The following is a 21,116-nucleotide window of genomic DNA, read 5'->3' on the forward strand; positions in this document are numbered from 1 at the left end:
GCAAATTTCGCAATTCGTGCTTAATTTGCAAATTACTTTTAGAGCTTGCTTATTTTTTTTGTTTTAATCAGCAAAAAATATGCTGGATATTCTGGATAGCCCAATTGAATACCTCAAAGGGGTTGGCCCCAAAAAAGGTGAATTGCTGCGTAAAGAGCTGGGTATCGCTACTTTCGCAGATTTGTTATTGGCCTATCCCAGCCGTTACATCGACAAAACCCAGTTTCACCGCATCGCTGACCTTACGGAAGACAGTGGCAACGTACAACTCAAGGGCGTATTGCGCCGCTTCAGCACCGAAGGTGAAGGCCGCAAAACCCGCCTGGTTGGTCAATTTCGCGATGAGAGCGGGGTTATCTCTCTGGTTTGGTTTACGGGCATTTCCTGGCTGCAAAAACAACTGGTCATTGGCCAGGAATACGTGATTTATGGTCGGGTCAATGCGTTTATGGATTCTTTTTCGATTCCACATCCCGAAATGGAAGTGGTCTCCCCTGAAAATACCCAAACGGCCACTGCTTTTGCTCCCGTTTATCCCAGCACAGAAAAGCTGAATGCACAGGGCCTGGATGCCAAAAGCCGCCGCCGCTTGCTCAAAACCTTGCTGGAAAAACTGGAGCCTGCCCATATTCCGGAGACATTACCCAATTACATCGTCAAAAAGTTCCATTTCCCGAGTCATTTTGAAGCGATGCTCTTGATTCACTTCCCGCGTACGGAAGATGAACTCAGAGCGGCCAGCAATCGGCTCAAGTTTGAGGAGCTTTTTTTCATGCAATTGCGCTTGTTGCAAATCAAACGCCGCCGCAAGGATGAAGTCAAGGGCTACGTATTTGAAAAAATTGGCGACTACTTCAATAATTTTTACCAAAACAAACTGCCTTTTGAGCTCACCAATGCCCAAAAGAAGGTATTGAAAGAAATCCGCCGCGACCTGGGCCTGGGTGCTCAAATGAACCGCCTGATCCAAGGAGATGTAGGAAGTGGCAAAACCATGGTTGCTCTTTTGGCGATGTTGATGGCTCTCGATAATGGTTTTCAAACCTGCATGATGGCCCCAACCGAGATTTTGGCGCAGCAACATTTTATCTCGATCAGCAATTATTTGCAAGACTCTCCGGTAGAAGTCGCTTTTTTGTCGGGTAGCATCAAAGGAAAAGCGCGCAAACACATTTTGGAGCGCCTCGCTGCTGGGGAAATCCATATCCTGATTGGTACCCATGCCTTGATCGAAGATTGGGTGGTGTTTAAAAACCTGGGCCTGGCCATCACCGATGAGCAACATCGCTTTGGCGTTGCCCAACGAGCCGCCCTGTGGAAAAAGACCAAACCATTCCCTCCGCATGTCCTGGTAATGACCGCTACGCCGATACCCCGCACCCTGGCCATGACCTTGTACGGAGACCTGGATGTATCCGTCATTGATGAATTGCCCCCGGGACGAAAGGATATCGTCACTTTGCACCGTACCGAAAACCATCGCCTGCGGGTGATCGGGTTTATGCGCGAGCAAATTGCGCTGGGAAGGCAGGTGTACATCGTGTACCCGATGATTGAAGAGTCTGAAAAGCTGGACCTACAAAACCTGATGACGGGGTATGAAGCCATCTCCCGTGAGTTCCCACTCCCCGACTACCAGATCAGTATTGTGCATGGCAAGATGAAGGCGGCAGACAAGGAGTTTGAAATGCAGCGCTTCGTACGTGGAGAAACCAACATCATGGTGGCCACCACGGTTATTGAAGTAGGGGTAAACGTTCCGAATGCTACCGTGATGGTGATTGAAAATACCGAGCGTTTTGGCCTTTCACAATTGCATCAGCTGCGTGGGCGGGTCGGTCGTGGTGGCGAGCAATCGTATTGTTTATTGATGTCGAGTTTCAAATTGAGCAAGGATAGCAAAGAACGCATCCAAACCATGGTGCGCACCAACAATGGTTTTGAAATCGCAGAAGCTGACCTCAAACTACGTGGCCCTGGTGATATTGAAGGCACCCAACAAAGTGGTATCGTGAACCTTCGCCTGGCCGACCTGGCCAAAGATGGGAAAATCCTGCATGCGGCTCGGGAAGTCGCTGCGCGCATCCTGGATGATGATCCTTATTTTAAACGCCCCGAACATGAGATTTTAGGCGTTCAGTTAGCAAAAGAAAGCAAGGCAAGAAAGGTATGGAGTAGAATTAGTTGAGAAAAAAGAAAGTGATGCTAATTTCAAAAGATGCATTGTGGAAAGGAATCATCGAAAGTTTGATTGATGACTTCATTTGGTTTTTCTTTTCTGAATACGCAGAAATCATTGATTTTGAGCGAGGATTTGAGTTCTTAGACACTGAGTTGCAAAAACTGGTGCCGGATAATCCCGGGCATAAGCGCCATGCTGATAAACTCATTAAAGCTTGGCTTAAAAGTGGTGAGGAGGTTTGGTTTTTGATTCATGTGGAGGTACAAGGTTATCCAGATCCCTTTTTTGACCGGAGGATGTTCGAAATCGTATACCGGGTAGGCGACAAGTTTCAGCGCCCAGTAACTGGCTTGGCAATTTATACAGATTGGAATCGAAAGCACCATTTCTCAGAGTTTAGATCATCCTTCATGGGATCCGACCTCGTTTACAAATTCAATACTTATGCACTTTGTGATCATTCTCCAGCTGAGCTGAGTTTGAATCCAAACCCTTTTGCTGCTGTAATGGAGGCAGCTTGGCAATATTTGGATCTACCAGAGGACGAGCAAATCTTACTCAACCTTAAACTAGATTTGATTCATCGTTTGAAATTGCGCAACATACCAAGGGACAAGATCAATGTCCTTATCAACTTCATAAAGTACATTGTCCCCTTTACAAATTCAGAAATTCAGGCTAACTTTGAACAAGATTTGATCACACTTTCTAATGCAGATATTCCTATGGGACTTCAGGAAGCGATATTGGCTGATGTAAAAAAACAAGGCCTTGAAGAGGGCCTTGAAATAGGTTTGGCCAAAGGAATCGAACAAGGAATCGAACAAGGAATCGAAATTGGTGAAGCTAACCTTCTTAGCTTGACTGTGCCTGCTCTTTACCAAAAAGGCTTAAGCGTTGAAGAAATTGCAATAATCTATCAAATTTCGATTGAAAAAATTGAAGAGGTTTTAGCTCATGCGCAAAATGAGCAGCATAGAGAAACCGACCTTGAAGAAGAATAGCTTAAGGGAAAAGAATTCACTTCCCATCCAACCAATGCAGCACATTCAATAACAACTCAGGATTTTCCTTCGCTGTGGCCGCATTCATCCCGGTAGGCACCCGATCGGGGCCAGCTAATTGTGCACTGAACATGGCCGCCTCACCCGATACAAAAATCCGCCCCTTACCGTATTCCAGTGCTGCGAGTTGATACAAACCAGTTCCCGGCACAAAAGCTGTACTTTCCTCAAATTGCCAGGCAATTTCCGGCATGAGCACCGTATAGGTATGATTGAGCCTTAAGATGGGTTTAGCAGTAGCTGGAATTTTAAAGGCGCTGCCTGTAAAGGTTACGATGGTATCGATGCCCGCGGTAATGGGATGCTCCAGCAGCATTTTATTGCTTTTGTAAAAACGCTCCACCGCCCGTTGGCGGTTGTCCATAGCGAAACTGTTGAGGAACTCAAAACCAAAAGCTTTGCCCAAATCAGCAGCAGCCCCGGCAAAAGGCATATGATCGGCAATGAGAAAAAGTTTGCCACCATTGGCTACCCAGGTTTTTACGGCCTGTATTTCGGCAGGGGTGAAAGCCGAAGGGGTGGGTAGTTTCCAATTGCCATTGGCATTTTGGCTATTCAAGGGATTAGAAATCACAAGGATTTGGCATTGCGCCAGGGATTGTATGGTGAAATTTTCGGTAAAACCTTTTACCTGGTAGCCATCGCTGCGCAGGAGTTCGGCAAAGGCGTAAAAACGATTGTCCGCAGTGTGAAAATTCTGGTGGGCGGCATCCACGCACACAATCGGTCCGGTTCCTTCAGGGTAACGAACTTTAGCAATGGGAAAAGTAAAGCTGGAATCAGGGACTTGTTGGGCGAAGGCAAACAATGGAAATAAAACCAGGAGTGTGTAGGTCAGGTGCTGCTTGAACATATGCTTAAGTTTCCTCAAAAGATGAATCAAATCCTTTTTTTGGTGGGTGAGGCATTAGGGTTTTTCCGAAAAATCAGCTTCATTTAAAGTGATTTTTACAAAATCGAAAGTAAAAACCTTATCACCTTGTTCAATTTCCAGATGATGTGGTAAAGTTAGCCCCTGGACGTTCCGCCAATCCGAAAATCGGGTTTTGATGATTTCCAGCGGGTCATCCGGATTTTGAATGTGAAAAGCAGATAAGCGGCGAGTATTTGTATCAAAAAATAAACTGCAAGGGTGATTGAGTTCATCTTTTGCTTTGATTTGAAAAAAATCATGACCTGAAATTGCCACCAATTGGGCGGGTTCAAAATCATGAAATCGCTGTTGGACTTCCAGAATTACATTGTGGAAATGATGACTCCGAATGGCGTAAACGGTATTTGGGGAAATGACTTCCTGGGGTTTGCCTGGAATAAAACCGCTTGAGGTTCCTCTGGTAATGATTTCGAAGGGTGCATCTCGATAGCTGTATGCTTGTTTGAAATAACCATACCCGTTGCGGTGGGTATGCACTTCAGTTGTATATGCTCCATTAGGACCTTTGCATTGAGCTAAGGAAGTGAGATTTTCAATCTGGTGAATTGTTTTTGCTTTTCCGACTGCTTTAAGGGAAGCCTTAAGAATGGCAGAACTCGATGGATTTTTTTTTACTTGTCCATTTTGGGCAAAGCCGAGTGTATGGAAAAATAAACCAAAGACAAGAAGAAACAAGAATGGCAGAGCGGAACTTTTTTTCATAGCCATAATTCATAGGGCAGGAGGCTTTTGAATAGCCCCCTGCTATTCTCCGTACTGGTATTACAATGATTCTACTTTCCCCGATCCAGCCACGCTGGTTTTTACACTCGGTTTTCCGTTGTAAAACACGGAACCTGAGCCTGCAATCGAAACGGTCAATTTGTCTTTGACGTCTACGAAAGCATCACCGCTACCGGCAATACTGACCTTGCTGCTACTGGTGCCCAATTGGCGCACGTCTACCTTGCCACTCCCGGCAATGCTGATGCTGGTATTAGCAGCTGAACCGGCCAGGGAAACCTCGCCACTACCGCCGATGGAAACCTTCAGGTCCTCCAGGTTTTTGAACTCACTTTTGCCCAGGATTTTGCCAGCACCACCAATTGAAAGGGCTTTTACCGTTGGCATCGTGATGTGGATTACCACATCTTTGTAATCCTTGATTCTTTTTTTGCCCTTGATGTTCCAGGAGCCATTTTCGACCTCCAGATTAAGGTTGTCGATGATGTTTTGTTGTGCTTGGATTTCAACGGAATGGCTGCTGCCCTGCGTTAGATAAACGGTGGCATTGATGCCCAAACCCAGGCTGTGGAAATTGTCCACATTCAGTTTTTTCTTCACAATTTCACCCTGACCGGTGATGGCAGGGCCATTGTTGTAGTTTTGAGCGATTGCCGAACTGTACCAACATACGGTCAGCAATAAAAGGAGAGTACGAAAATGAGCAATTTTCATATTTGAGTGTTTTTTGAAGCAAAGACAAAAGAAATTACGAGAGGTTGCAATGAGCAATGAGCAATCAGCTGTCATTAGATCGCCGTTGGCTGATAGCTGATAGCTCATTGCTGATCGTTGATCGTTTTGAACTCTGCATCTCTTTACCTATTTTTCCCCCACAAATCCTTCACAGATGCAAACTTCTAACCGCCTTCTTTCCCTCGACGTGATGCGTGGACTCACCATTGCGGGTATGATTTTGGTCAACAACCCCGGGGATTGGGGCAATGTTTACGCCCCCTTGCTGCACGCGGATTGGCATGGCTGTACGCCTACCGACTGGGTTTTCCCTTTCTTTTTATTCATGGTTGGGGTGGCGATTCCACTGGCCTTGGGCAAGCGTAAGGATGAAGGTGAAGATTTGCGGAAAATTTATTACAAAATCGTCAGCCGCTCTTTGATCATCATTGGCATTGGTTTGTTTCTGACGGCACACCCTAATTTTTATTTTAAGGACAAAAGTAGCCCTTGGTACATCGTACACCTCATTCTGATGGCCATTGCGATGATCTCGGTATTCACCCGGGAGGTACTAAATCAGCCCCAATTTAAAACCGAAACCTGGCAGCAACGCCGCAAATGGGCATCCTACCTGGCCTTGGCGGCAGCGGCAGGAATGGTAATTGTAGGGATTTTTTATTACGATTTTAGCCACATGCGTTTTCCGGGGGTGTTGCAGCGCATTGGGCTGGTGTACCTGGTTTGTGGATTCTTGTTCCTGAAGGCCAGTACCCGCATGCAGTTGTTGACGGGAGTAGCACTGCTCTTGATTTATTGGGGCTTGATGACCCTGGTGCCAGTACCAGGAGGAATTGCGCCCAATCTGGAAGCTGAAACCAACCTTGGAGCCTGGTTGGACCGGGCCATTTTTAGCACCAATCACCTTTGGGCGGCGGTCAAAACCTGGGACCCGGAAGGTTTATTGAGTACCATTCCAGCTATTGGTACTGGCATCGCCGGGATGCTGACGGGGGAGTGGCTACGCACCTCAAAAACGGATCACGAAAAGGTCAATGGTTTATTGGCCGTGGGGGCGCTGCTTTTTGCCTTGGGTTTGATCTGGAATGAGGTATTTCCACTCAACAAAAAAATCTGGACGAGCTCTTATGTGGTGTACATGGCGGGTATCTCGCTGTTGTTTTTGGGCACCATTTATTGGTTGGTCGACATCAAAGGCTGGAAGGGCTGGATCAAACCCTTTCAAGTATATGGGGTGAATGCCCTTTTTGCATTTGTATTGTCGGGGGTAGTGGCGCGTTTGTTGGGTACCATCAAAGTGGCAGTGCCGGAGGGTGATCCCATTGGCTTGGGGGCCTGGCTGTACCAGCACAGTTTTGTGACCTTTTTATCGCCAATGAATGCCTCCCTGGCCTGGGCGATTTGTAATGTATTGCTGATTCTGGGTTCTTGTTGGATTTTGTACCGCAACAAGATTTACATCAAGGTTTAAACCAACTCAATCTTGTTGCGCCCCAATTTCACCCGACCATCATTTTCCAACTGTTTGAGTAGTCGGGAAACCGCTTCACGAGAAGCGTTAAGGTCGTAGGCAATTTCCTGGTGGGTGGCATTGATCACTTTGGAGTGAGTGGCCTTGGCCTTTTTATCCAGATAAGCCAAAAGGCGCTCGTCCATGTGGTGAAAAGCAATGCTGTCGATGGTGCGCACCAATTCCATCATGCGGAAATCGTAGGTTTGCATGACAAAGTTTTTCCAACTTTGGTACTTCGTCATCCACTCGTCCACGTAGCGGATGGGAATCCCGATCATTTTGGTGTTTTCCTCGGCAATGGTGCGGATTTCACTTTTTTTGTTCATCATGCAGCAGGTGAAAGACATGGAACAGGTTTGGCCCCCTTGCAGGTAATACAAAAAGAGCTCGTGGCCATCCTCGTCCTCGCGAGATACCTTGATGGCGCCCTCGATGACCAGGGGCACCAGTTTGACGTACTGACCTACATCCATGATCACCGTTCCCGCCGAAAATTCAGTGAGTTTGCCCACGGAGGCGATTTCTTCTTGCAGCGCTTTTTCCGCAATATTGGGGAAATTTTTGCGCACCAGGTCTAAGATGTGCTCGTCCAGCATATTGAATCCTGAATTTTAAATCCCTATTTTGTATTGGCCATCAATCCCAACCAAATGGAGCGGGAGATGCGAAAAAGAAACACGTAAAAAAATGCCGCAATAGCGATGAGTATGGCAAAAGACAACTCTACACTCAGCTTGAGCACCCAGTGTAAAAGCATCACAAAACCAATGGAAAAAAAGCCAGAGGTGATGTAGGAAATGAACATGGCCCCGTAGTAAAAGCCCGGCTCGGGAAAGTAGGACATCTGGCAATTTGGGCATTTTTCATGCATGTCCAAAGGTTTTTTGAACGAAAAAGTGGGGGTAAGGAAAAGGTCTCCTTCACCACAATTGGGGCATTTCATCCCCAAAATTCTGCTCAACTTGGAGCTTTTTTTAGTCGTGCTCATTGATCAAAATGACTTTAAGTAGCAGGGCATTGGGAACACTTGTTCTTGATGGCCTCTAAGAATGAATACATGAAGATGTGTTCATGTATTTTTTTAAAAAAACACCACAGGTTTAAGCGCGAACACCGCAGCAATAAACCTGTTGCTTATGTTTTGCCTGCATCAAATGTTGCATTGACAATTGTCAAGACATTCCAGAATGAGGGAAACATCCCGTTCTTTCAGGGAATACAACATACTCCGACCTTCCCGTTTGACCGAAATCAAACCCCGCAAACGCATGTTTTGCAAGTGGTGAGAGGTAAGGGATTGCTCGCTGCCCAACATGTCGCAAATTTCAGTAACCGACAATTTCGGGTGTTGTTCAAGCAAGTGAATGATGCCCAAGCGCATAGGGTGAGCTACCGTTTTGAGGATAGCCGCGATCCGCTCCAATTTTTCCGCCTCTTTGCTTTCAGCCGTGGAGCCATCTTTGTTGTACAATATACCACTTGGTGTTTCCATACAGGATTTGCGCTTTAGTGATTGCTGTTCGAGTGTAATGATAAGAAATATTCAGAATATACGCTTGAGGAAGGCATTAAGTTTTATTGGAGGTGAATTTGGAGGGAAAAATAAAAGGGGGAGGGGCTAAAACAACGAACTACAGAGAGCAACGTGGCTTCTGTAGTTGATGTAAGTGTAAATTATGGTGCCCAGAACAGGATTCGAACCTGCACACCTTGCGGCACTACCACCTCAAAGTAGCGTGTCTACCAATTTCACCATCTGGGCAAGGTATAAATGACCACGGAGGTCGAAAATGCTCTTTCGTTTAGAGCGATGCAAAATTATAGTCCACCGGGAACATATGCAAGTGCCACGGGCTTTTTTTCAAAAGAATTTAGCCTTCCTGCGAGCGCTCGAGCGCAGCAGCGCGGAGGCGTTGCAAAAACGGCGAAGCAAAAATGAACTGCTGAAGCGTATCATTGGTACTTTCGAGGACCTGGCTTTTGTCACCGCGCCAGGCCAGTTTGCCTTCGTGGATCAGCACGATGTTGTCGCCGATTTCCATCACCGAGTTCATGTCGTGGGTGTTGATCACGGTGGTGATGTTTTTATCGATGGTGATGTCGCGGATCAGTTCATCGATCACGATGGCCGTTTTGGGATCGAGGCCGGAGTTGGGTTCGTCGCAAAAGAGGTATTCGGGGTTGAGCACAATGGCCCGGGCGATCCCCACCCGTTTTTGCATCCCGCCACTGATTTCAGAAGGGTACTTTTTGTGCACCTTGCCCAGGCTTACCCGCTCCAGACAGGAGTCGACCTGCATGGCTTTTTCCTTCCAGGTCATGTTGGTAAACATATCGAGCGGGAAGCGGATGTTTTCTTCTACGGACATGGAATCAAACAGCGCCGAACCCTGAAACAACATGCCAACCTTCATGCGGATGGCCCGCATTTCCTTTTTATTCAGTTGGCTAAAATTGACGTCGCCGTAAAAGATGTCGCCAGTGGTAGGCGTCACCAAGCCGACCAGTATTTTTAGCAAAACCGTTTTACCAGCTCCACTTCGACCGATGATCAGGTTGGTTTTTCCGGGGAAAAACTCGGTGGTAACGCCCTTGAGCACTTCCTGGTCGTTGAAAGATTTGTGTACGTCTATGGTGCGAATCATGCTGGATTAGGTTAAAATAGAGGCAATCAGGTAATCGGCCAGGAGGATCAAAATGTCGCTGAATACCACCGCGTTGGTGCTGGCTTTGCCCAATTCAATACTCCCCCCTTTGACATAATAGCCCTGGTAGCAGGATACTGAGGTGAGGATAAATGCGAACACAATCGCTTTGACAAACATCATGTTGACATTGCCATCTTTAAAAAACGAGCGCACGCCCATGATGTAATCGTTGTGGGACAAACTACCCGTCAAGACCATCGCCAGGTAACCTCCGATGATGCTCACAAATGCTGCAATGGCCACCAGGAGTGGAATCACCACCAGGGCAGCAATGATTTTAGGCAGTACCAGGTATCCAGCCGTATTCACGCCCATGATTTCCATGGCATCGATGTGCTCCTTTTGGCGCATCCCGCCAATTTCGGAAGACATATTTGAACCCACTTTACCTGCCAATACCAGACAAGTAATCGTAGGTGCCAATTCGATGATGGTACTGTCGCGGACGATGTAGCCAATGTAATAAAGCGGCACCAGGGTTCCATCCAACTGATAGGAAAACTGAACCGCCGTAACCGCCCCAATAAACAAGGAAATCAGGATGACGATGACCAGGGAACCGATCCCGATGTCGTTCATCTGCCGGGTGGTCTCTTTGTAATACATGTAGGTCCGCTCGGGGCGGGCCAGTGCTGTACCCATCATCGTGAGATAGCGGCCAAAATGATATAACTGTCTGGAAATCATCGGTTAAAATAACGAGATTCTAAAAGAAAGGCACAAAATACGGGTTTTGGGCCGATTTGTAGAAATATTTTGTGGATTTACTAGATTTGTCCTTCAGAGCAGGTTTAATTTTTTTTGTTTTGCTCCAAATGGCCCAATTTTGCCTGAATTTCGTTCCGAAAATGCTCATTTAGCGCTGCTAAACTCCGCTTTTCGTGCCTCATTCAGGCAAAATTGGCCTCATTTTCGCGTAAAACAAAAAAATTAAACCTGCTCTCAAACACACCCATCATCCAATATGGACAACAACAACATTAGCATCAAAGCGGTTGAAGCCCAGGAGCTGCCTTTTTTACTGGAATTGAGCCGCGACACCTTTGTCCGTAACTACGGCCACCTGAACGATCCCCTCTATTTTCAACAGTACCTCGATAAAGCGTTTACCTTACCCCAGTTTGAGGCCGAATGGGCCGATCCCCTCAGTTTGTTTTACTGGACGATGGTCAATGGGGAATATGCGGGGTATTGTAAATTGATGCGGGAAGCGCCAGCCAGAGGTTTGGAAGAAGCGGGCAGCCAAGTCTTGGAGATCCAACGCATTTACGTAGATGATCGCTTCCAAAAATTGGGTTTGGGGAAATTGATGCTGCAAAAAGCCTTGGAGATTGCCCAAGAATCAAACTATGAATGGATTTGGCTAGGCGTTTGGGAAAACAACCACAAAGCCATTGCCTGGTACAAATCCCAGGGCTTTGAAGCGTTTGGCGAGCATACTTTTTGGATGGGGGAGGACCCGCAGAGGGATTGGTTGATGAAAAGGAGAGTGATGAGTGATGAGTGATGAGTGATGAATTTATCACTCATCACTCATCATTATTATCTCATCGGCGGCCGCCGTCTCTTGCTGCTTCCGCCACCTTTCTGCATCATCTGACCACGCATAACGCCCATGCGGTTGGCAGCGTTCATTTGGCCTTTATTTTGTTTGAGGGCTTTGTCAAATTCCTCGATCTGGTTTTTGATCATGCCTTCGGTTACTTTCAAACTCTTGATGTTGCGCATGTGCGCTTCGGCTTCCTTGATTTTGCCTTTATTGGCTTTGATGCTGGCCAATTGCAGTTCAATCATGGCCTTTTCATTATCAGTTGGCAATTTTAAGGATTGCGCTTTATTGAGGTATACTTCACCTGCTTCAGTATCTTTCTCCGACATGGCCATGGTGCCTTTGAGCATGTAGTAGTAAGCGCGATTGGTGACGTAGAGCCAATCTGGCTTCAGGGTCAGGTTGAGGCGCTGGGTAGCCGCAGCCATATCGCCCGACTGCATGATCTCAGCTGCAGATTGCACCGTGCCCAGCAGCACATACCCTACGGTGAGACCCAAACCAATCAGAATGAAGGGGAAACCATACCAAAATCCAAAAGCGGCTGAAAGCGCGATGCCCCCCAGGGTCAAAACCGCCATCAACGCAAAACGCAAATAAATATTGATTGTAAACATCCTCGCTGTTTTTTGCGGCAAAGGTAGCCAGTAGTACGGATACTTCAAACAAAGGCTTGAAAAATCACAATTGACCCCGTACTGCTTTTGCGCCTTTGACCATGTTGATCAATTTTTGTCGGGAAGCCCAGCGGGCGGTTTGGCTCAAACCACAATCCGGGGCCACGGCCAGTTTTTCCGCGGGCACGTATTGCAAACAACGTTTGATGCGCTCAATCACATCGGCTTCCGTTTCGATGTAGTAGTTTTTGACGTCGATGATGCCCACGGCTACATCCATTTTTTCGGCAAAAGGGGCCAATAATTCTATTTCGGCGAATTCCCGGTTGGCCATTTCAATGTGGATTTCATCTACATTCAGATCCAAAAAATCGGGAATCATCGGTTTGATGCTGCGAAAACCGACTGGACGGCCCTTGAAATTGCCAAAACACATGTGGGTCGACAAACGGCACTTGCCCTGGATGGATTCCACCGTGCGGTTGAAGATGTCGACAAAACGTTTGGTGTCTTCCTTGTAGGCGTAACAACTCATGGAGGGTTCATCCACGGTGATTTCCGTGCAGCCAGCCGCTACCAAATCTTCCAGTTCTTTGCGGACGATGGGCAATAGGGCTTCAGTGATGGCATATCGATCCTTATACTGCTCATTGGGCAACATGCGGCCACTGAGGGTGTAGGGGCCGGGTACGCTGGTTTTGAGGGTGGGGCCAGCTGGGGCCAGTTTTTTGAGGCGCAGGTACTCTTTGACGGCACCTAGTCCTTCGGGGGCGCGCAAGGGTTCAACAATGCTGTGTTTGCCCCTTTGGTCGTGAGCGGCTGGGCCAAACTTGCGGGTCTCGGTTTCATTGTTTTGAATCCCTTTGATGTAACCATAAAAGGAGAGGTTGAAATCCAGGCGGGTTTGTTCGCCGTCGGTGATGACATCCAGTCCGGCGCTGACCTGATCGTGGATGGCGGTGATCACCGCGTCTTCGATCATTTCTTCGATGTCGGCCCGGCCAAATTGCCCCAGGTGGCGGGTTGCAAATTCAAGCCAGCCCGGGAAGGGGTAACTTCCAACGACATTGGTGCGAATGGGTGTAGGTTGCATGGAGTAATTGATGTTTTGGTAAATATATGGGAAAAGGTTGAGAAGGTTTAGTGAGGTTGAGAAGGTTTAGGCTGCCGCAGCGGCTTAGGCTACTGCCAGAGATATGAATTTCATGGCTAACAGATTCAATAATTATTGTAAGTTAATGTTAGTTTTGAATTAGCATCGTTTTTAACCTCAGAGTTTCGCAGAGTACACACGGAGTTTCACAAAGTTTTTCTAGTTTTAAGGAGTTTTGCCACCTGCGGTGGCTGGAGTTCGTCGGCTATTAAAATTTTGATGTTTCTTATTGACGCTCATTCAATGCGGCCTCTGCTTACTCTTCACCACCGAAGGTGGCTCATACTCCGTGAAACTCTGTGTGCACTCTGCGTAACTCTGCGGTTAAAAAGTTAAAAATAAAGACAATGCATTAATCAAAAAGCACTCAACTACCCTCAACCTTCTCAACCCTTCTTTTCAATTTTACCTGCTTCGCCTTTTGCTTAAACAACACCGTACGCTCAGAAGCGATCAGCACCCGTCTTTCATTCACGTAGCCAATCGATTCGTACTGGGTAGGCACCAGGGGTGGTTTTTTGACCTTGGTTTTGCTGAGGGCACCTTTAAAAAACTGGTTGCCGGGAAAATCCGACAAGGTCCAGATCGTAGTGCGGGTTTTGGGCAAAAGCCCTAAAAAGGTCATGCGGTAAAAATAGGACAAGAGCGCGATTTGGCGGCCATCGGGACTCAGCGCGGCCCCAGTCACTACCCGCTTGGGCAAGAGGAGACTATCTCGCAAAATGGCCGTATATTTCCCCGGCTGAGTAGGCAATACGTAGTGTTTGGTGTAGTAATTCCCGGCGCCTACGCGGTTTTTGGAAAAAATATGTAGGGAGTCCCGAAACCACAAAAAAGCTTCGGCATCAAAATTCCATTGGGGTAGGGGAGGTGGGAAAGCCGTCTGATCCGAGTAATTGAACAGGATCGAATCGAGTTGACGGGTACGGGGATGATAGCGGTAAATGCGCAAATCCTCCCGGCGATTGAGGTTGTTGCCAAAATCACCTAGGTACAAAAAGCCTCTGGAATCGGCAGTCATGTCTTCCCAGTCGCGGTTTTGGATGCCTGGAATGGCTACACGCTGGCGCACTCTGCCACGCCCATCGGTGAGCAAAAGCCGGGGCCGGTCGCCACCGTCGTTGTGCCACCAGATGCTATCGGGAGCCGTGATGTATAGCCCTGAAACTTCCACAAAATCGGGCGGAAGCATGAATTTTTTCTTCTGAGCGGGAACCAGAACCGGCAGTGTCAGGGTTAAAATAAGGATAATCAGATGATTGCGCATGGTGTGAGTTTAAAACACTCCAAAAATAACTGTTTTACGCATGGGTACTCCTTTTCACCTCCATGAAATCGATCAAGTTTTTCCTCCTAAAGTGCTGATGGAAGGGGAAGACCTCTGGCTGGACGGCGCGCTCGTTGGTCTGGAAGAGTATCGGAATACCTGGAGCGCCAAAGTCTACGCCGGAAAAATCGAGCAGGTATCCCTCAAAGTGCGGGGCAAAGAGGTGATTGCCGTGAGTTGTACTTGCGCGGTTAAAGGGCTGTGCGCGCATGTGGCGGCACTGGCGTTGGGGGTGGAGGAGAGTTTGGAGGGATGATGTGGATGACCGTTTGGAGTCGAAATTGTCCCAAGTTTCTATTATTTTTCATTTTTGGAGCTTTTGCCATCGAATTTTAAATACATTTCAAAGAATGGAAGCACCTCTGTATAAATTCGACCATCCAAGCCTCCTTGTTTATCAATATGACCTCCCAAATATTCTTCGGAAAAATGCTTTACTCCATTAGCTTCCAGTTTTTTACTAAATTGAATGCAGGTAATTGGAATATGCTTACTTTCTTCATTTCTGCCCCAATCAATCTTTATTGCATTCAAGCTTTTCAGTGCTGACAAATGATTTTCAATCATATTTAAAGGAAAGTTGGTTTCCCATTTCTTTTTCACTTCCTCATTAACAACCATGCTATCGCCAATGTAGGTTATAGGCATTTTAGCAGAAAGAAATGATTTTCCCTCATCAGGTGAATATGTTCTTGCTAAACCTGCAAACAGTTTGGTATAAAACTTCTTTAAGAAGTCCGCCATGTCCCCTTTTATTAAACTTTCGGTTATTTGCAATGAGCTAAATTCATTTCGAAACAAATCCATTCCTTTGAAGGCTGGATTGGTTATGCTAAATTCGGCACCCCAGCCTAACACGGCGGGACTAAGTGCATACACAGCTCCAAAGATTTCAGGATACAGCATCCCAATTTTTAAGGCACCATTTCCACCCATAGAATGCCCCGTCAAGCCTCTGCTATTTCTATTAGGAATGGTACGATATTTCTTGTCCATGTAGTTTACGACATCTTTCGCAATATAATCAGCCCAATTTCCAGTTAGTGATGAATTGGTATAAAAACTTCCACCATAATTATTGTCGCTGTTAGGCAGTACCAGAATCATGGGGTGTATATTACTGCTGAGAATGGCAGCATCCATCAACTCATTAAAACTGTTCCAAACCATCATCAAACTATCATTTGATACAAAGCCGTGTAGGAAGTAGAGGACTGGATATCGATGGGTGCTTTCTTCATATCCGGGGGGTAAGTAGATGGTTACTCTTCGCATCGGGTCTTCACCACCATGATTATCTTGAAGAGATGGAGATAAGAATTTTTCAATCACCACTTTCCCCTGATTAGCTTTTTGTGCAGCGAGGTTTTGGGTGAAAATAAAGAATGAGAAAATTAGCAATAATGATCTTATAACTACTGTTGAGATAAACAACAGCGCCGATGTGTTTTGAAAAAAATTGTGGCCTTTCATGTTTTTTGTTTTTGATGAACAATAAAACAAAAATACGCCTCAGTGATAGTGCCGTAGTGGTAAGGAAACGACTTTTTAGGACCAGCAGTGGTTCCTTATTCGTGCAAGCCAAACATTCTTTCAGGGGCTAGATTATCTAACTCAAAAAAGGAGGTAGGAGTGAGATGGGTGAAAGCTTTAAAATCCCTTACCATGTGCTGATAATCGTAATAACCGCATTGAATAGCAATACTATACAAGTCTTTTTCTGGGTATGCATTTTTCATTTGAAAGGCTTTGTCAAACCGGGCAATTCTGGCAAACAGGGAAGCACTAACCCCCATTCGCTCCTTGAATTTTCTTTCAAATTGCCTTGAGCACAAGCAGGCTTCCTTTGCCAGCCAATCCATTGAAACCCTTTCTGGATTTTGCAGGAGTATTTTTGCGGTTGTATCAATACCATGAAACTCTTTTTTTGATCGACGGGTTAGCAGGGTTAATACAAAGGATTCGGCTAGTGAAATAATTTCAGCATATGACCCTGCATTTTTTAACTGTTCCGTTACAAATCGTATTTCTTTTGAAAAAACTGTTTCCGCATCTAAATAGGTGTCAGCCAATTCATAGGATGGAATACCGGTCAAACGATACAATACGCCAGGTTGAAAGCTTATATTTAAAAATAAAAAATCATTCCCGACATAGCGGTTAGTCACAAAAGTATGCTGGCCATTGACAACCGCAGATGGTTTTTTAGTTTTTTCATTTTCTCCGGGATATAATATGTATTCTGGTTCTCTGAGAAAAAACTCAATAGAATCTCCCGGCTTTGGAGAATATGCCTTCATTGGAATGCTTTCTTTTTCGGAGAATACAAAATGTACAATACCGAAGTTTTTAACATACTTATGCAAAGCAGGATTGGGCAAAAAACTTTTTAATAGCATATACCCCGTTTTTATTTATTGCATTGAGGTTAATTTTTTAGGAATATCAAAAATGATACAGAAAGATAAAATAATCACCCCAACAACGCCAATTCCTCCTCCAATATCCGCTCCATTTCCTCTTCACTGCGTCCCTCTACCAACCAATGTATAATTAAACGCTCCGCAACCTCCAGAGTCTCTTCGGACAGCACCATAGGAATCACCAATTCATTCAAGGGATTATCCTCGTCAATGGGAAAAGTATCCAGCCAAGCTGAAATGAAAAAATCATCAGGCTCTTCAATGGCTTCCTGGATGATGCGGACCGCACGATTGAGGGTCTTTACCTCGGCACTAAAGATGGGATTGCCGTCACGGTGTTTATCGCCATTTCGGGCGAAGACGTTGATATAGGGGGCATAGGCAAATTGGTGCTTTTCAGCTAAAGCATCAAAACGAGCCTTCCAAAGCGCCTCGGCGGCGTCGTAGCTTTCGGGGTGATCGAGGAAATCGGGGAAGAGTAGCTTTGCCATCTTTTTACGATTTGATGAGAAACAAAAATAACAACTACCCTATAGATAAAGGTAACCCCTCTTAAAACTTCAATATCGATCCTTAGGTTCCCTTTGTCTCGCGAATAAAACAACCTTTCCCAGCATTGCACCCTAATTGTTCAGCACCTTCACATCCTTGAATAGGAAAGCATTGTCACTTACTCTCAATGGTTTGCCACTAGTGGTAGTTACATTTATCAGCATAACTTCCCTGGTTTTGACCAGCGGAAATTGCTCCCGGTAAGAATCGTCGGTCTTTTCCGGATTAAAATTTGCGAAAATGGCTGGCCCTTGATAGTTCGCGGGGTGATTGGAGTCATCGATTTTGAGGTTTTCGATGCTGATGCGTTCCGGCATGTAACAGGTGTAGCCGAAATCATGTTGCCCGGAATTGGCCCCACCAATCAGACTGGCGCTGACCGGGCTGCCACTGGCAGGCACAAAAACGCAGTTGCGGATAACAAATTCCCCTTGCCAGGTACTGCCATAATCACTGCGCAGGTTGACGAGGTTGCGGCCATAAATGGTACAATTCTCCACTGTTAAAACCCCGCTGCCGATGGCATTGATGCCCATGTGTCCCAGGGTTGAGTTGCGGATGGTCGCATTGGCCACTCCCATGTGCGCGTCGAAGCGGGAAAGGGTACATTGGTCGTAAAGCAAATTTTTGCTGTAGTTGGAACCAAAAATCCCCCAGTATTTGCTGTCCTTGATGTCGTTGGTCTGGCTGCAATTCACGAAGGAGACATTGAGGGCCCGGTTGACGATAAGGTCGTAAGTGCCCATGGAGACTGGTTTTCCTGCGGCTCCGATGGTATTGTAGGTTTTGTGCCCGGTCAGGATGCAGTTTTGAACGGTTACGTAGGCGCAGTTATTGACGTTGATGAAGCCGTTGTAGGGCGCGCCGTGTTCTCCTTCGCCGGTGACGCGGTGTTCCAACCCATCCACCACCACATTGGAACGTTTGATGGTGAGGTTGCGGTGATAATAGGTATATTTAGATTCAGCCTGGTTCGCGATGGTGCTGAAACGGCCTCCGCTGATGGTTAGTTTCTTCTCGTCAATGGGAAGTGCAGTGATTTCAGTGATCTGGTCAAAATCCCAGATGATCGGCGCGGCCATGTCCACCTTGCCGTTTTTATCAACAACGAAAATATCGGTTTGGGGTGATCCATTGTTTTGGTTCAGGCCAAAGCGGATGTAGCGCCTTACATTGGAATTGCTTACGGTGATCAGACTGTTGGTAGGCAACGAAACATTGATTTTCTCCTGGTTTCGCTTGAGTGAGGTGACTCCTTCGAGTTTGGAGGCTTGCAGTCTGGAGCTGACCATAAAAACAGCGGCCTGGTGATTTTTTACTGTGGTATCGTCAATGATGAAGGCCGCTGTACCGAAATCGGTGTTCGTTTGGATAATCGTGGTGCGCTCTTTTCCGCCAATGTAGTAGGTGGCTCCCTGGTCGGCTTTCACCAAAAGGTTGTGCTGATTGGCGAATGCATGGGTTGCTGCTATGGCGTCGATGTCATCGGTTTTGCCGTCGCCTCGGGCGCCGAAGTCACTGTAGCGAACGAACCCTCTGGCCTTGAATTTAGGGACATCCTTGGTGGAAACGTTTACCTGCAATTGAGGGGTCTCACTAGGATGCACCTGGGTTTTCTTTTTGGTGTAGGTGATCACTACATTTTCAAGTGGGGCTTCGGTTTGAGCCTGGATGGCCGCATAGCTTAAAAGGAAGACCAAGAGGAGCAAGTATTTCATCATGAGTCGGTTTTAGAGAAGACGAAAGTGCCCCCCTTTACCCCACCATATCCCCGAATAAACTTTCCATCGTTTTGTCCAGATCCGTGCTGATCCCCGGGTGCGGCCGCGAGGTTTGAATGACCGCACTTCGTACCGCTGTGAGCCAGCGAAAACGTTCGGCGGCGTCGAGTTGAGCAATGGGGCTGCTGGAGTTTTTATCCCCGTTGGCAATTCTGTTGAAGGATTCCAGGTTTTTGCGCAGTTCTTCCAAGTCCGCCAAGGGGTGCAAGGCCAGGATTTGCGCTTCGCGCAGTACATAACGCATCCGGATGAGCTTTTGCCTTTTGCAAAACAAAATCACGCCCACATTCACGAACTCTTCCCGTTCCACTGCCGGCACCACCCGGACGATGGCGTATTCATACAAGTGTTTTGGCTGCATCTTGGGCTTCTTTTGTGAACTGATCGGAATGAAGGAGTCTCTGGCTCAGGAAATTGAAATAGGTGTTGCGCATTTGCTCGGGGCTGTCATCAACGGAGTCCCATTTCAGCCATTCGTCGGGTATCCAGCTTACAATTTCCTGAATTTTATCTGCGGTGATCGCCGTTCGGGCAAACTGGTTGGCGGCTTCCAGTTGGGTCGCCTGGGGCAACAAAACATGCGTTTTGATGTAGGGAAAAGCGGCGTTGGCCTTCTGCTCAAAAGTGTCCCAACTGTGGTGAAAAAAGAGGGCTGCACCGTGGTCAATCAACCACAGTTCTCGGTTCCACAGCAGCATATTGGTATTGCGGAAAGAGCGATCTACATTGGCAATCAAGGCATCCAACCAAACTACTTTGGAGGCCTGCAGCGGGTCCAACTGCGTAACCGCCGGATCGTAGGTGAAGGCGCCCGACAAAAAATGCAAACCCAGGTTCATACCCTGACTGGCTTTTAATAAATCCTGGATCTCCTCGTCGCCTTCGGTGCGGCCAAAGTCTTCATCCAGACCAGCGAACACCAATTCTGGCACCTTTAAACCCAACAAACGCGCCAGCTCGCCGCCAATCATTTCGGCAATCAAGGTTTTGACCCCCTGGCCGCTGCCTTTGAATTTTACGACGTACTTGAAGCCATCGTCGGCTTCGGCGAGGGCGGGCAGGGAGCCGCCCTCCCGCAGGGGTTGCATGTAACGGGTGACGGTAACGGTGCGGAGTGTGGTCATTTTGCGGAGTAAGGGATTGTGAGTTGGGGGTAAAAGTAAGGATTAAGTCGGGACTACTCCGCTTTATGATTACTCGTTTTTTTCTGTTTTCTATCCTTCAAAACTTTCTTCTTGAGCGCTGATTTTTTTGCTAATGCGGCCAGGTCTGAATTGGGGTCATCAAACTGTTCGCCAAGTTCTTTTTTAGTTAGGTGTTTGAGGTCTTTGTAAGTTGTGTGAATGCTTTTGGACATTTTGTTGTGGTTTAATGTTGTTAGACTTTCTGTTCATAAAGTCTATTTTCTTTTTACAATCAGGTAAATTATCGTTGTCAAGACCCAAATAATAAAACAGTCAAGGAGAAAGTTTTTGAAATTCCAACCACAGTTTGGTGAATCGGAACCGCGTAACCAAAATTGGTAATAATATCGGTATGGAAATCCCAAATTTGCAACTGGTTTTTGAGAGAGATTACCCGCCGAACTCAGCAGTGAAGTCATTACCGAAGCATAGGACACAACGCAAAAAGCGATTGCTGAATAGAAGGTGGCGGTTAGTAGTTTTCGAAACATTTGTCAGTCGAAGTTGGTACGCTTTCGTTTAGAACGCTCATTTTAGTGTCAAATAGGAATAAAGTTTTTTAGCAAAGTCAGCAAGTTTGTTGTCTGTTTCAAATTTATAGCGGTTGTCAACATACTGAATTGATACAGTATAAATGTAACCGCTTTGTGCTTTGTCAGAATAGACTACTA

The 21,116-nt window shown here is 46.5% G+C and carries 23 protein-coding genes and 1 tRNA gene; 5 read left to right on the forward strand and 19 right to left on the reverse strand.

Annotated elements, in window-relative coordinates; all coding sequences use genetic code 11:
- The first annotated feature begins 79 nt into the window (after positions 1–79).
- Both recG and SFV55_RS21555 read left to right on the forward strand, forming a co-directional pair.
- Complete coding sequence (gene recG / locus SFV55_RS21550; protein ID WP_320031623.1) at positions 80–2,188, forward strand: ATP-dependent DNA helicase RecG; 2,109 nt, start codon at positions 80–82, stop codon at positions 2,186–2,188.
- Between the two features lie 14 nt (positions 2,189–2,202).
- Positions 2,203–3,186, forward strand: coding sequence for a hypothetical protein (locus tag SFV55_RS21555; RefSeq protein WP_320031624.1), 984 nt, complete (start codon positions 2,203–2,205; stop codon positions 3,184–3,186).
- A gap of 16 nt (positions 3,187–3,202) precedes the next feature.
- On the opposite strand, the gene SFV55_RS21560 is transcribed toward SFV55_RS21555, so the two are convergent.
- From SFV55_RS21560 to SFV55_RS21570, 3 genes are all read right to left on the reverse strand, one after another.
- Positions 3,203–4,099 (reverse strand): hypothetical protein, encoded by an 897-nt coding sequence (locus tag SFV55_RS21560; protein ID WP_320031625.1) that lies wholly within the window; start codon positions 4,097–4,099, stop codon positions 3,203–3,205.
- Between the two features lie 54 nt (positions 4,100–4,153).
- Positions 4,154–4,657, reverse strand: a complete 504-nt coding sequence (locus tag SFV55_RS21565) for a hypothetical protein (RefSeq protein WP_320031626.1) — start codon at positions 4,655–4,657, stop codon at positions 4,154–4,156.
- Positions 4,658–4,942: 285 nt separating this feature from the next.
- Positions 4,943–5,617, reverse strand: a complete 675-nt coding sequence (locus tag SFV55_RS21570) for a head GIN domain-containing protein (protein ID WP_320031627.1) — start codon at positions 5,615–5,617, stop codon at positions 4,943–4,945.
- A 175-nt stretch (positions 5,618–5,792) separates the two neighbouring features.
- Between SFV55_RS21570 and SFV55_RS21575 the strand changes: the two genes are divergently transcribed.
- Positions 5,793–7,109, forward strand: a complete 1,317-nt coding sequence (locus SFV55_RS21575; RefSeq protein WP_320031628.1) for an acyltransferase family protein — start codon at positions 5,793–5,795, stop codon at positions 7,107–7,109.
- Here SFV55_RS21575 and SFV55_RS21580 read toward each other — a convergent pair.
- From SFV55_RS21580 to SFV55_RS21605, 6 genes are all read right to left on the reverse strand, one after another.
- Positions 7,106–7,747 carry a Crp/Fnr family transcriptional regulator gene (locus tag SFV55_RS21580; protein ID WP_320031629.1) on the reverse strand — a complete coding sequence of 214 codons (642 nt, stop codon included), beginning with the start codon at positions 7,745–7,747 and terminating at the stop codon, positions 7,106–7,108. The genes SFV55_RS21575 and SFV55_RS21580 overlap by 4 nt on opposite strands.
- A 23-nt stretch (positions 7,748–7,770) precedes the next feature.
- Positions 7,771–8,139, reverse strand: coding sequence for a DUF983 domain-containing protein (locus tag SFV55_RS21585; RefSeq protein ID WP_320031630.1), 369 nt, complete (start codon positions 8,137–8,139; stop codon positions 7,771–7,773).
- A gap of 162 nt (positions 8,140–8,301) precedes the next feature.
- Positions 8,302–8,643, reverse strand: a complete 342-nt coding sequence (locus SFV55_RS21590; RefSeq protein WP_320031631.1) for a metalloregulator ArsR/SmtB family transcription factor — start codon at positions 8,641–8,643, stop codon at positions 8,302–8,304.
- A 185-nt stretch (positions 8,644–8,828) separates the two neighbouring features.
- Positions 8,829–8,913: transfer RNA gene (locus SFV55_RS21595), tRNA-Leu, on the reverse strand.
- Positions 8,914–9,022: 109 nt separating this feature from the next.
- Positions 9,023–9,796 carry an ABC transporter ATP-binding protein gene (locus SFV55_RS21600; RefSeq protein WP_320031632.1) on the reverse strand — a complete coding sequence of 258 codons (774 nt, stop codon included), beginning with the start codon at positions 9,794–9,796 and terminating at the stop codon, positions 9,023–9,025.
- A 6-nt stretch (positions 9,797–9,802) separates the two neighbouring features.
- A complete protein-coding gene (locus SFV55_RS21605) occupies positions 9,803–10,546 on the reverse strand; it encodes an ABC transporter permease (RefSeq protein ID WP_320031633.1) in 744 nt (247 codons plus the stop codon).
- 277 nt (positions 10,547–10,823) lie between these two features.
- On the opposite strand from SFV55_RS21605, the gene SFV55_RS21610 reads away from it, so the two are divergent.
- A complete protein-coding gene (locus SFV55_RS21610) occupies positions 10,824–11,366 on the forward strand; it encodes a GNAT family N-acetyltransferase (protein WP_320031634.1) in 543 nt (180 codons plus the stop codon).
- A gap of 35 nt (positions 11,367–11,401) precedes the next feature.
- Here SFV55_RS21610 and SFV55_RS21615 read toward each other — a convergent pair whose 3' ends face one another.
- From SFV55_RS21615 to SFV55_RS21625, 3 genes are all read right to left on the reverse strand, one after another.
- Complete coding sequence (locus SFV55_RS21615) at positions 11,402–12,025, reverse strand: hypothetical protein (protein WP_320031635.1); 624 nt, start codon at positions 12,023–12,025, stop codon at positions 11,402–11,404.
- Positions 12,026–12,089: 64 nt separating this feature from the next.
- Positions 12,090–13,118: a methionine synthase gene (locus SFV55_RS21620; RefSeq protein ID WP_320031636.1), complete on the reverse strand. Its 1,029-nt coding sequence runs from the start codon at positions 13,116–13,118 to the stop codon at positions 12,090–12,092.
- Positions 13,119–13,545: 427 nt separating this feature from the next.
- Positions 13,546–14,445, reverse strand: a complete 900-nt coding sequence (locus SFV55_RS21625) for a hypothetical protein (RefSeq protein ID WP_320031637.1) — start codon at positions 14,443–14,445, stop codon at positions 13,546–13,548.
- 40 nt (positions 14,446–14,485) lie between these two features.
- On the opposite strand from SFV55_RS21625, the gene SFV55_RS21630 reads away from it, so the two are divergent.
- Positions 14,486–14,761: a hypothetical protein gene (locus SFV55_RS21630; protein ID WP_320031638.1), complete on the forward strand. Its 276-nt coding sequence runs from the start codon at positions 14,486–14,488 to the stop codon at positions 14,759–14,761.
- 41 nt (positions 14,762–14,802) lie between these two features.
- Here SFV55_RS21630 and SFV55_RS21635 read toward each other — a convergent pair whose 3' ends face one another.
- From SFV55_RS21635 to SFV55_RS21665, 7 genes are all read right to left on the reverse strand, one after another.
- On the reverse strand, positions 14,803–15,978 hold the full coding sequence (locus SFV55_RS21635) for an alpha/beta hydrolase (protein WP_320031639.1): 1,176 nt from the start codon (positions 15,976–15,978) through the stop codon (positions 14,803–14,805).
- Between the two features lie 95 nt (positions 15,979–16,073).
- A complete protein-coding gene (locus SFV55_RS21640) occupies positions 16,074–16,904 on the reverse strand; it encodes a helix-turn-helix domain-containing protein (protein ID WP_320031640.1) in 831 nt (276 codons plus the stop codon).
- A 74-nt stretch (positions 16,905–16,978) separates the two neighbouring features.
- Entirely contained in the window at positions 16,979–17,419 is a 441-nt protein-coding gene (locus SFV55_RS21645) for a hypothetical protein (protein WP_320031641.1), read from the reverse strand.
- A gap of 132 nt (positions 17,420–17,551) precedes the next feature.
- Positions 17,552–19,198, reverse strand: coding sequence for a hypothetical protein (locus tag SFV55_RS21650; RefSeq protein WP_320031642.1), 1,647 nt, complete (start codon positions 19,196–19,198; stop codon positions 17,552–17,554).
- A 37-nt stretch (positions 19,199–19,235) separates the two neighbouring features.
- On the reverse strand, positions 19,236–19,622 hold the full coding sequence (locus SFV55_RS21655; protein WP_320031643.1) for a DUF3037 domain-containing protein: 387 nt from the start codon (positions 19,620–19,622) through the stop codon (positions 19,236–19,238).
- Complete coding sequence (locus tag SFV55_RS21660) at positions 19,600–20,385, reverse strand: HipA family kinase (protein WP_320031644.1); 786 nt, start codon at positions 20,383–20,385, stop codon at positions 19,600–19,602. Before SFV55_RS21660 ends, SFV55_RS21655 begins: the two co-directional genes overlap by 23 nt.
- 53 nt (positions 20,386–20,438) lie before the next feature.
- Positions 20,439–20,618 (reverse strand): hypothetical protein, encoded by a 180-nt coding sequence (locus tag SFV55_RS21665; RefSeq protein WP_320031645.1) that lies wholly within the window; start codon positions 20,616–20,618, stop codon positions 20,439–20,441.
- Positions 20,619–21,116: the final 498 nt, after the last annotated feature.

The sequence above is a fragment of the Haliscomenobacter sp. genome (assembly GCF_033763495.1).
Taxonomy (GTDB): Bacteria; Bacteroidota; Bacteroidia; order Chitinophagales; family Saprospiraceae; genus Haliscomenobacter.

Bases quoted from the DNA above. Each gene is read 5' to 3' on its own strand.
- SFV55_RS21610 (WP_320031634.1), top strand. From the start codon at position 10,824: ATGGACAACAACAACATTAGCATCAAAGCGGTTGAAGCCCAGGAGCTG.
- SFV55_RS21655 (WP_320031643.1), bottom strand. From the start codon at position 19,622: ATGCAGCCAAAACACTTGTATGAATACGCCATCGTCCGGGTGGTGCCG.
- SFV55_RS21555 (WP_320031624.1), top strand. From the start codon at position 2,203: ATGCTAATTTCAAAAGATGCATTGTGGAAAGGAATCATCGAAAGTTTG.
- SFV55_RS21660 (WP_320031644.1), bottom strand. From the start codon at position 20,385: ATGACCACACTCCGCACCGTTACCGTCACCCGTTACATGCAACCCCTG.
- recG (WP_320031623.1), top strand. From the start codon at position 80: ATGCTGGATATTCTGGATAGCCCAATTGAATACCTCAAAGGGGTTGGC.
- SFV55_RS21630 (WP_320031638.1), top strand. From the start codon at position 14,486: ATGGGTACTCCTTTTCACCTCCATGAAATCGATCAAGTTTTTCCTCCT.
- SFV55_RS21560 (WP_320031625.1), bottom strand. From the start codon at position 4,099: ATGTTCAAGCAGCACCTGACCTACACACTCCTGGTTTTATTTCCATTG.
- SFV55_RS21605 (WP_320031633.1), bottom strand. From the start codon at position 10,546: ATGATTTCCAGACAGTTATATCATTTTGGCCGCTATCTCACGATGATG.
- SFV55_RS21600 (WP_320031632.1), bottom strand. From the start codon at position 9,796: ATGATTCGCACCATAGACGTACACAAATCTTTCAACGACCAGGAAGTG.
- SFV55_RS21640 (WP_320031640.1), bottom strand. From the start codon at position 16,904: ATGCTATTAAAAAGTTTTTTGCCCAATCCTGCTTTGCATAAGTATGTT.
- SFV55_RS21590 (WP_320031631.1), bottom strand. From the start codon at position 8,643: ATGGAAACACCAAGTGGTATATTGTACAACAAAGATGGCTCCACGGCT.
- SFV55_RS21645 (WP_320031641.1), bottom strand. From the start codon at position 17,419: ATGGCAAAGCTACTCTTCCCCGATTTCCTCGATCACCCCGAAAGCTAC.
- SFV55_RS21620 (WP_320031636.1), bottom strand. From the start codon at position 13,118: ATGCAACCTACACCCATTCGCACCAATGTCGTTGGAAGTTACCCCTTC.
- SFV55_RS21570 (WP_320031627.1), bottom strand. From the start codon at position 5,617: ATGAAAATTGCTCATTTTCGTACTCTCCTTTTATTGCTGACCGTATGT.
- SFV55_RS21580 (WP_320031629.1), bottom strand. From the start codon at position 7,747: ATGCTGGACGAGCACATCTTAGACCTGGTGCGCAAAAATTTCCCCAAT.
- SFV55_RS21665 (WP_320031645.1), bottom strand. From the start codon at position 20,618: ATGTCCAAAAGCATTCACACAACTTACAAAGACCTCAAACACCTAACT.
- SFV55_RS21650 (WP_320031642.1), bottom strand. From the start codon at position 19,198: ATGAAATACTTGCTCCTCTTGGTCTTCCTTTTAAGCTATGCGGCCATC.
- SFV55_RS21625 (WP_320031637.1), bottom strand. From the start codon at position 14,445: ATGCGCAATCATCTGATTATCCTTATTTTAACCCTGACACTGCCGGTT.
- SFV55_RS21585 (WP_320031630.1), bottom strand. From the start codon at position 8,139: ATGAGCACGACTAAAAAAAGCTCCAAGTTGAGCAGAATTTTGGGGATG.
- SFV55_RS21615 (WP_320031635.1), bottom strand. From the start codon at position 12,025: ATGTTTACAATCAATATTTATTTGCGTTTTGCGTTGATGGCGGTTTTG.
- SFV55_RS21575 (WP_320031628.1), top strand. From the start codon at position 5,793: ATGCAAACTTCTAACCGCCTTCTTTCCCTCGACGTGATGCGTGGACTC.
- SFV55_RS21635 (WP_320031639.1), bottom strand. From the start codon at position 15,978: ATGAAAGGCCACAATTTTTTTCAAAACACATCGGCGCTGTTGTTTATC.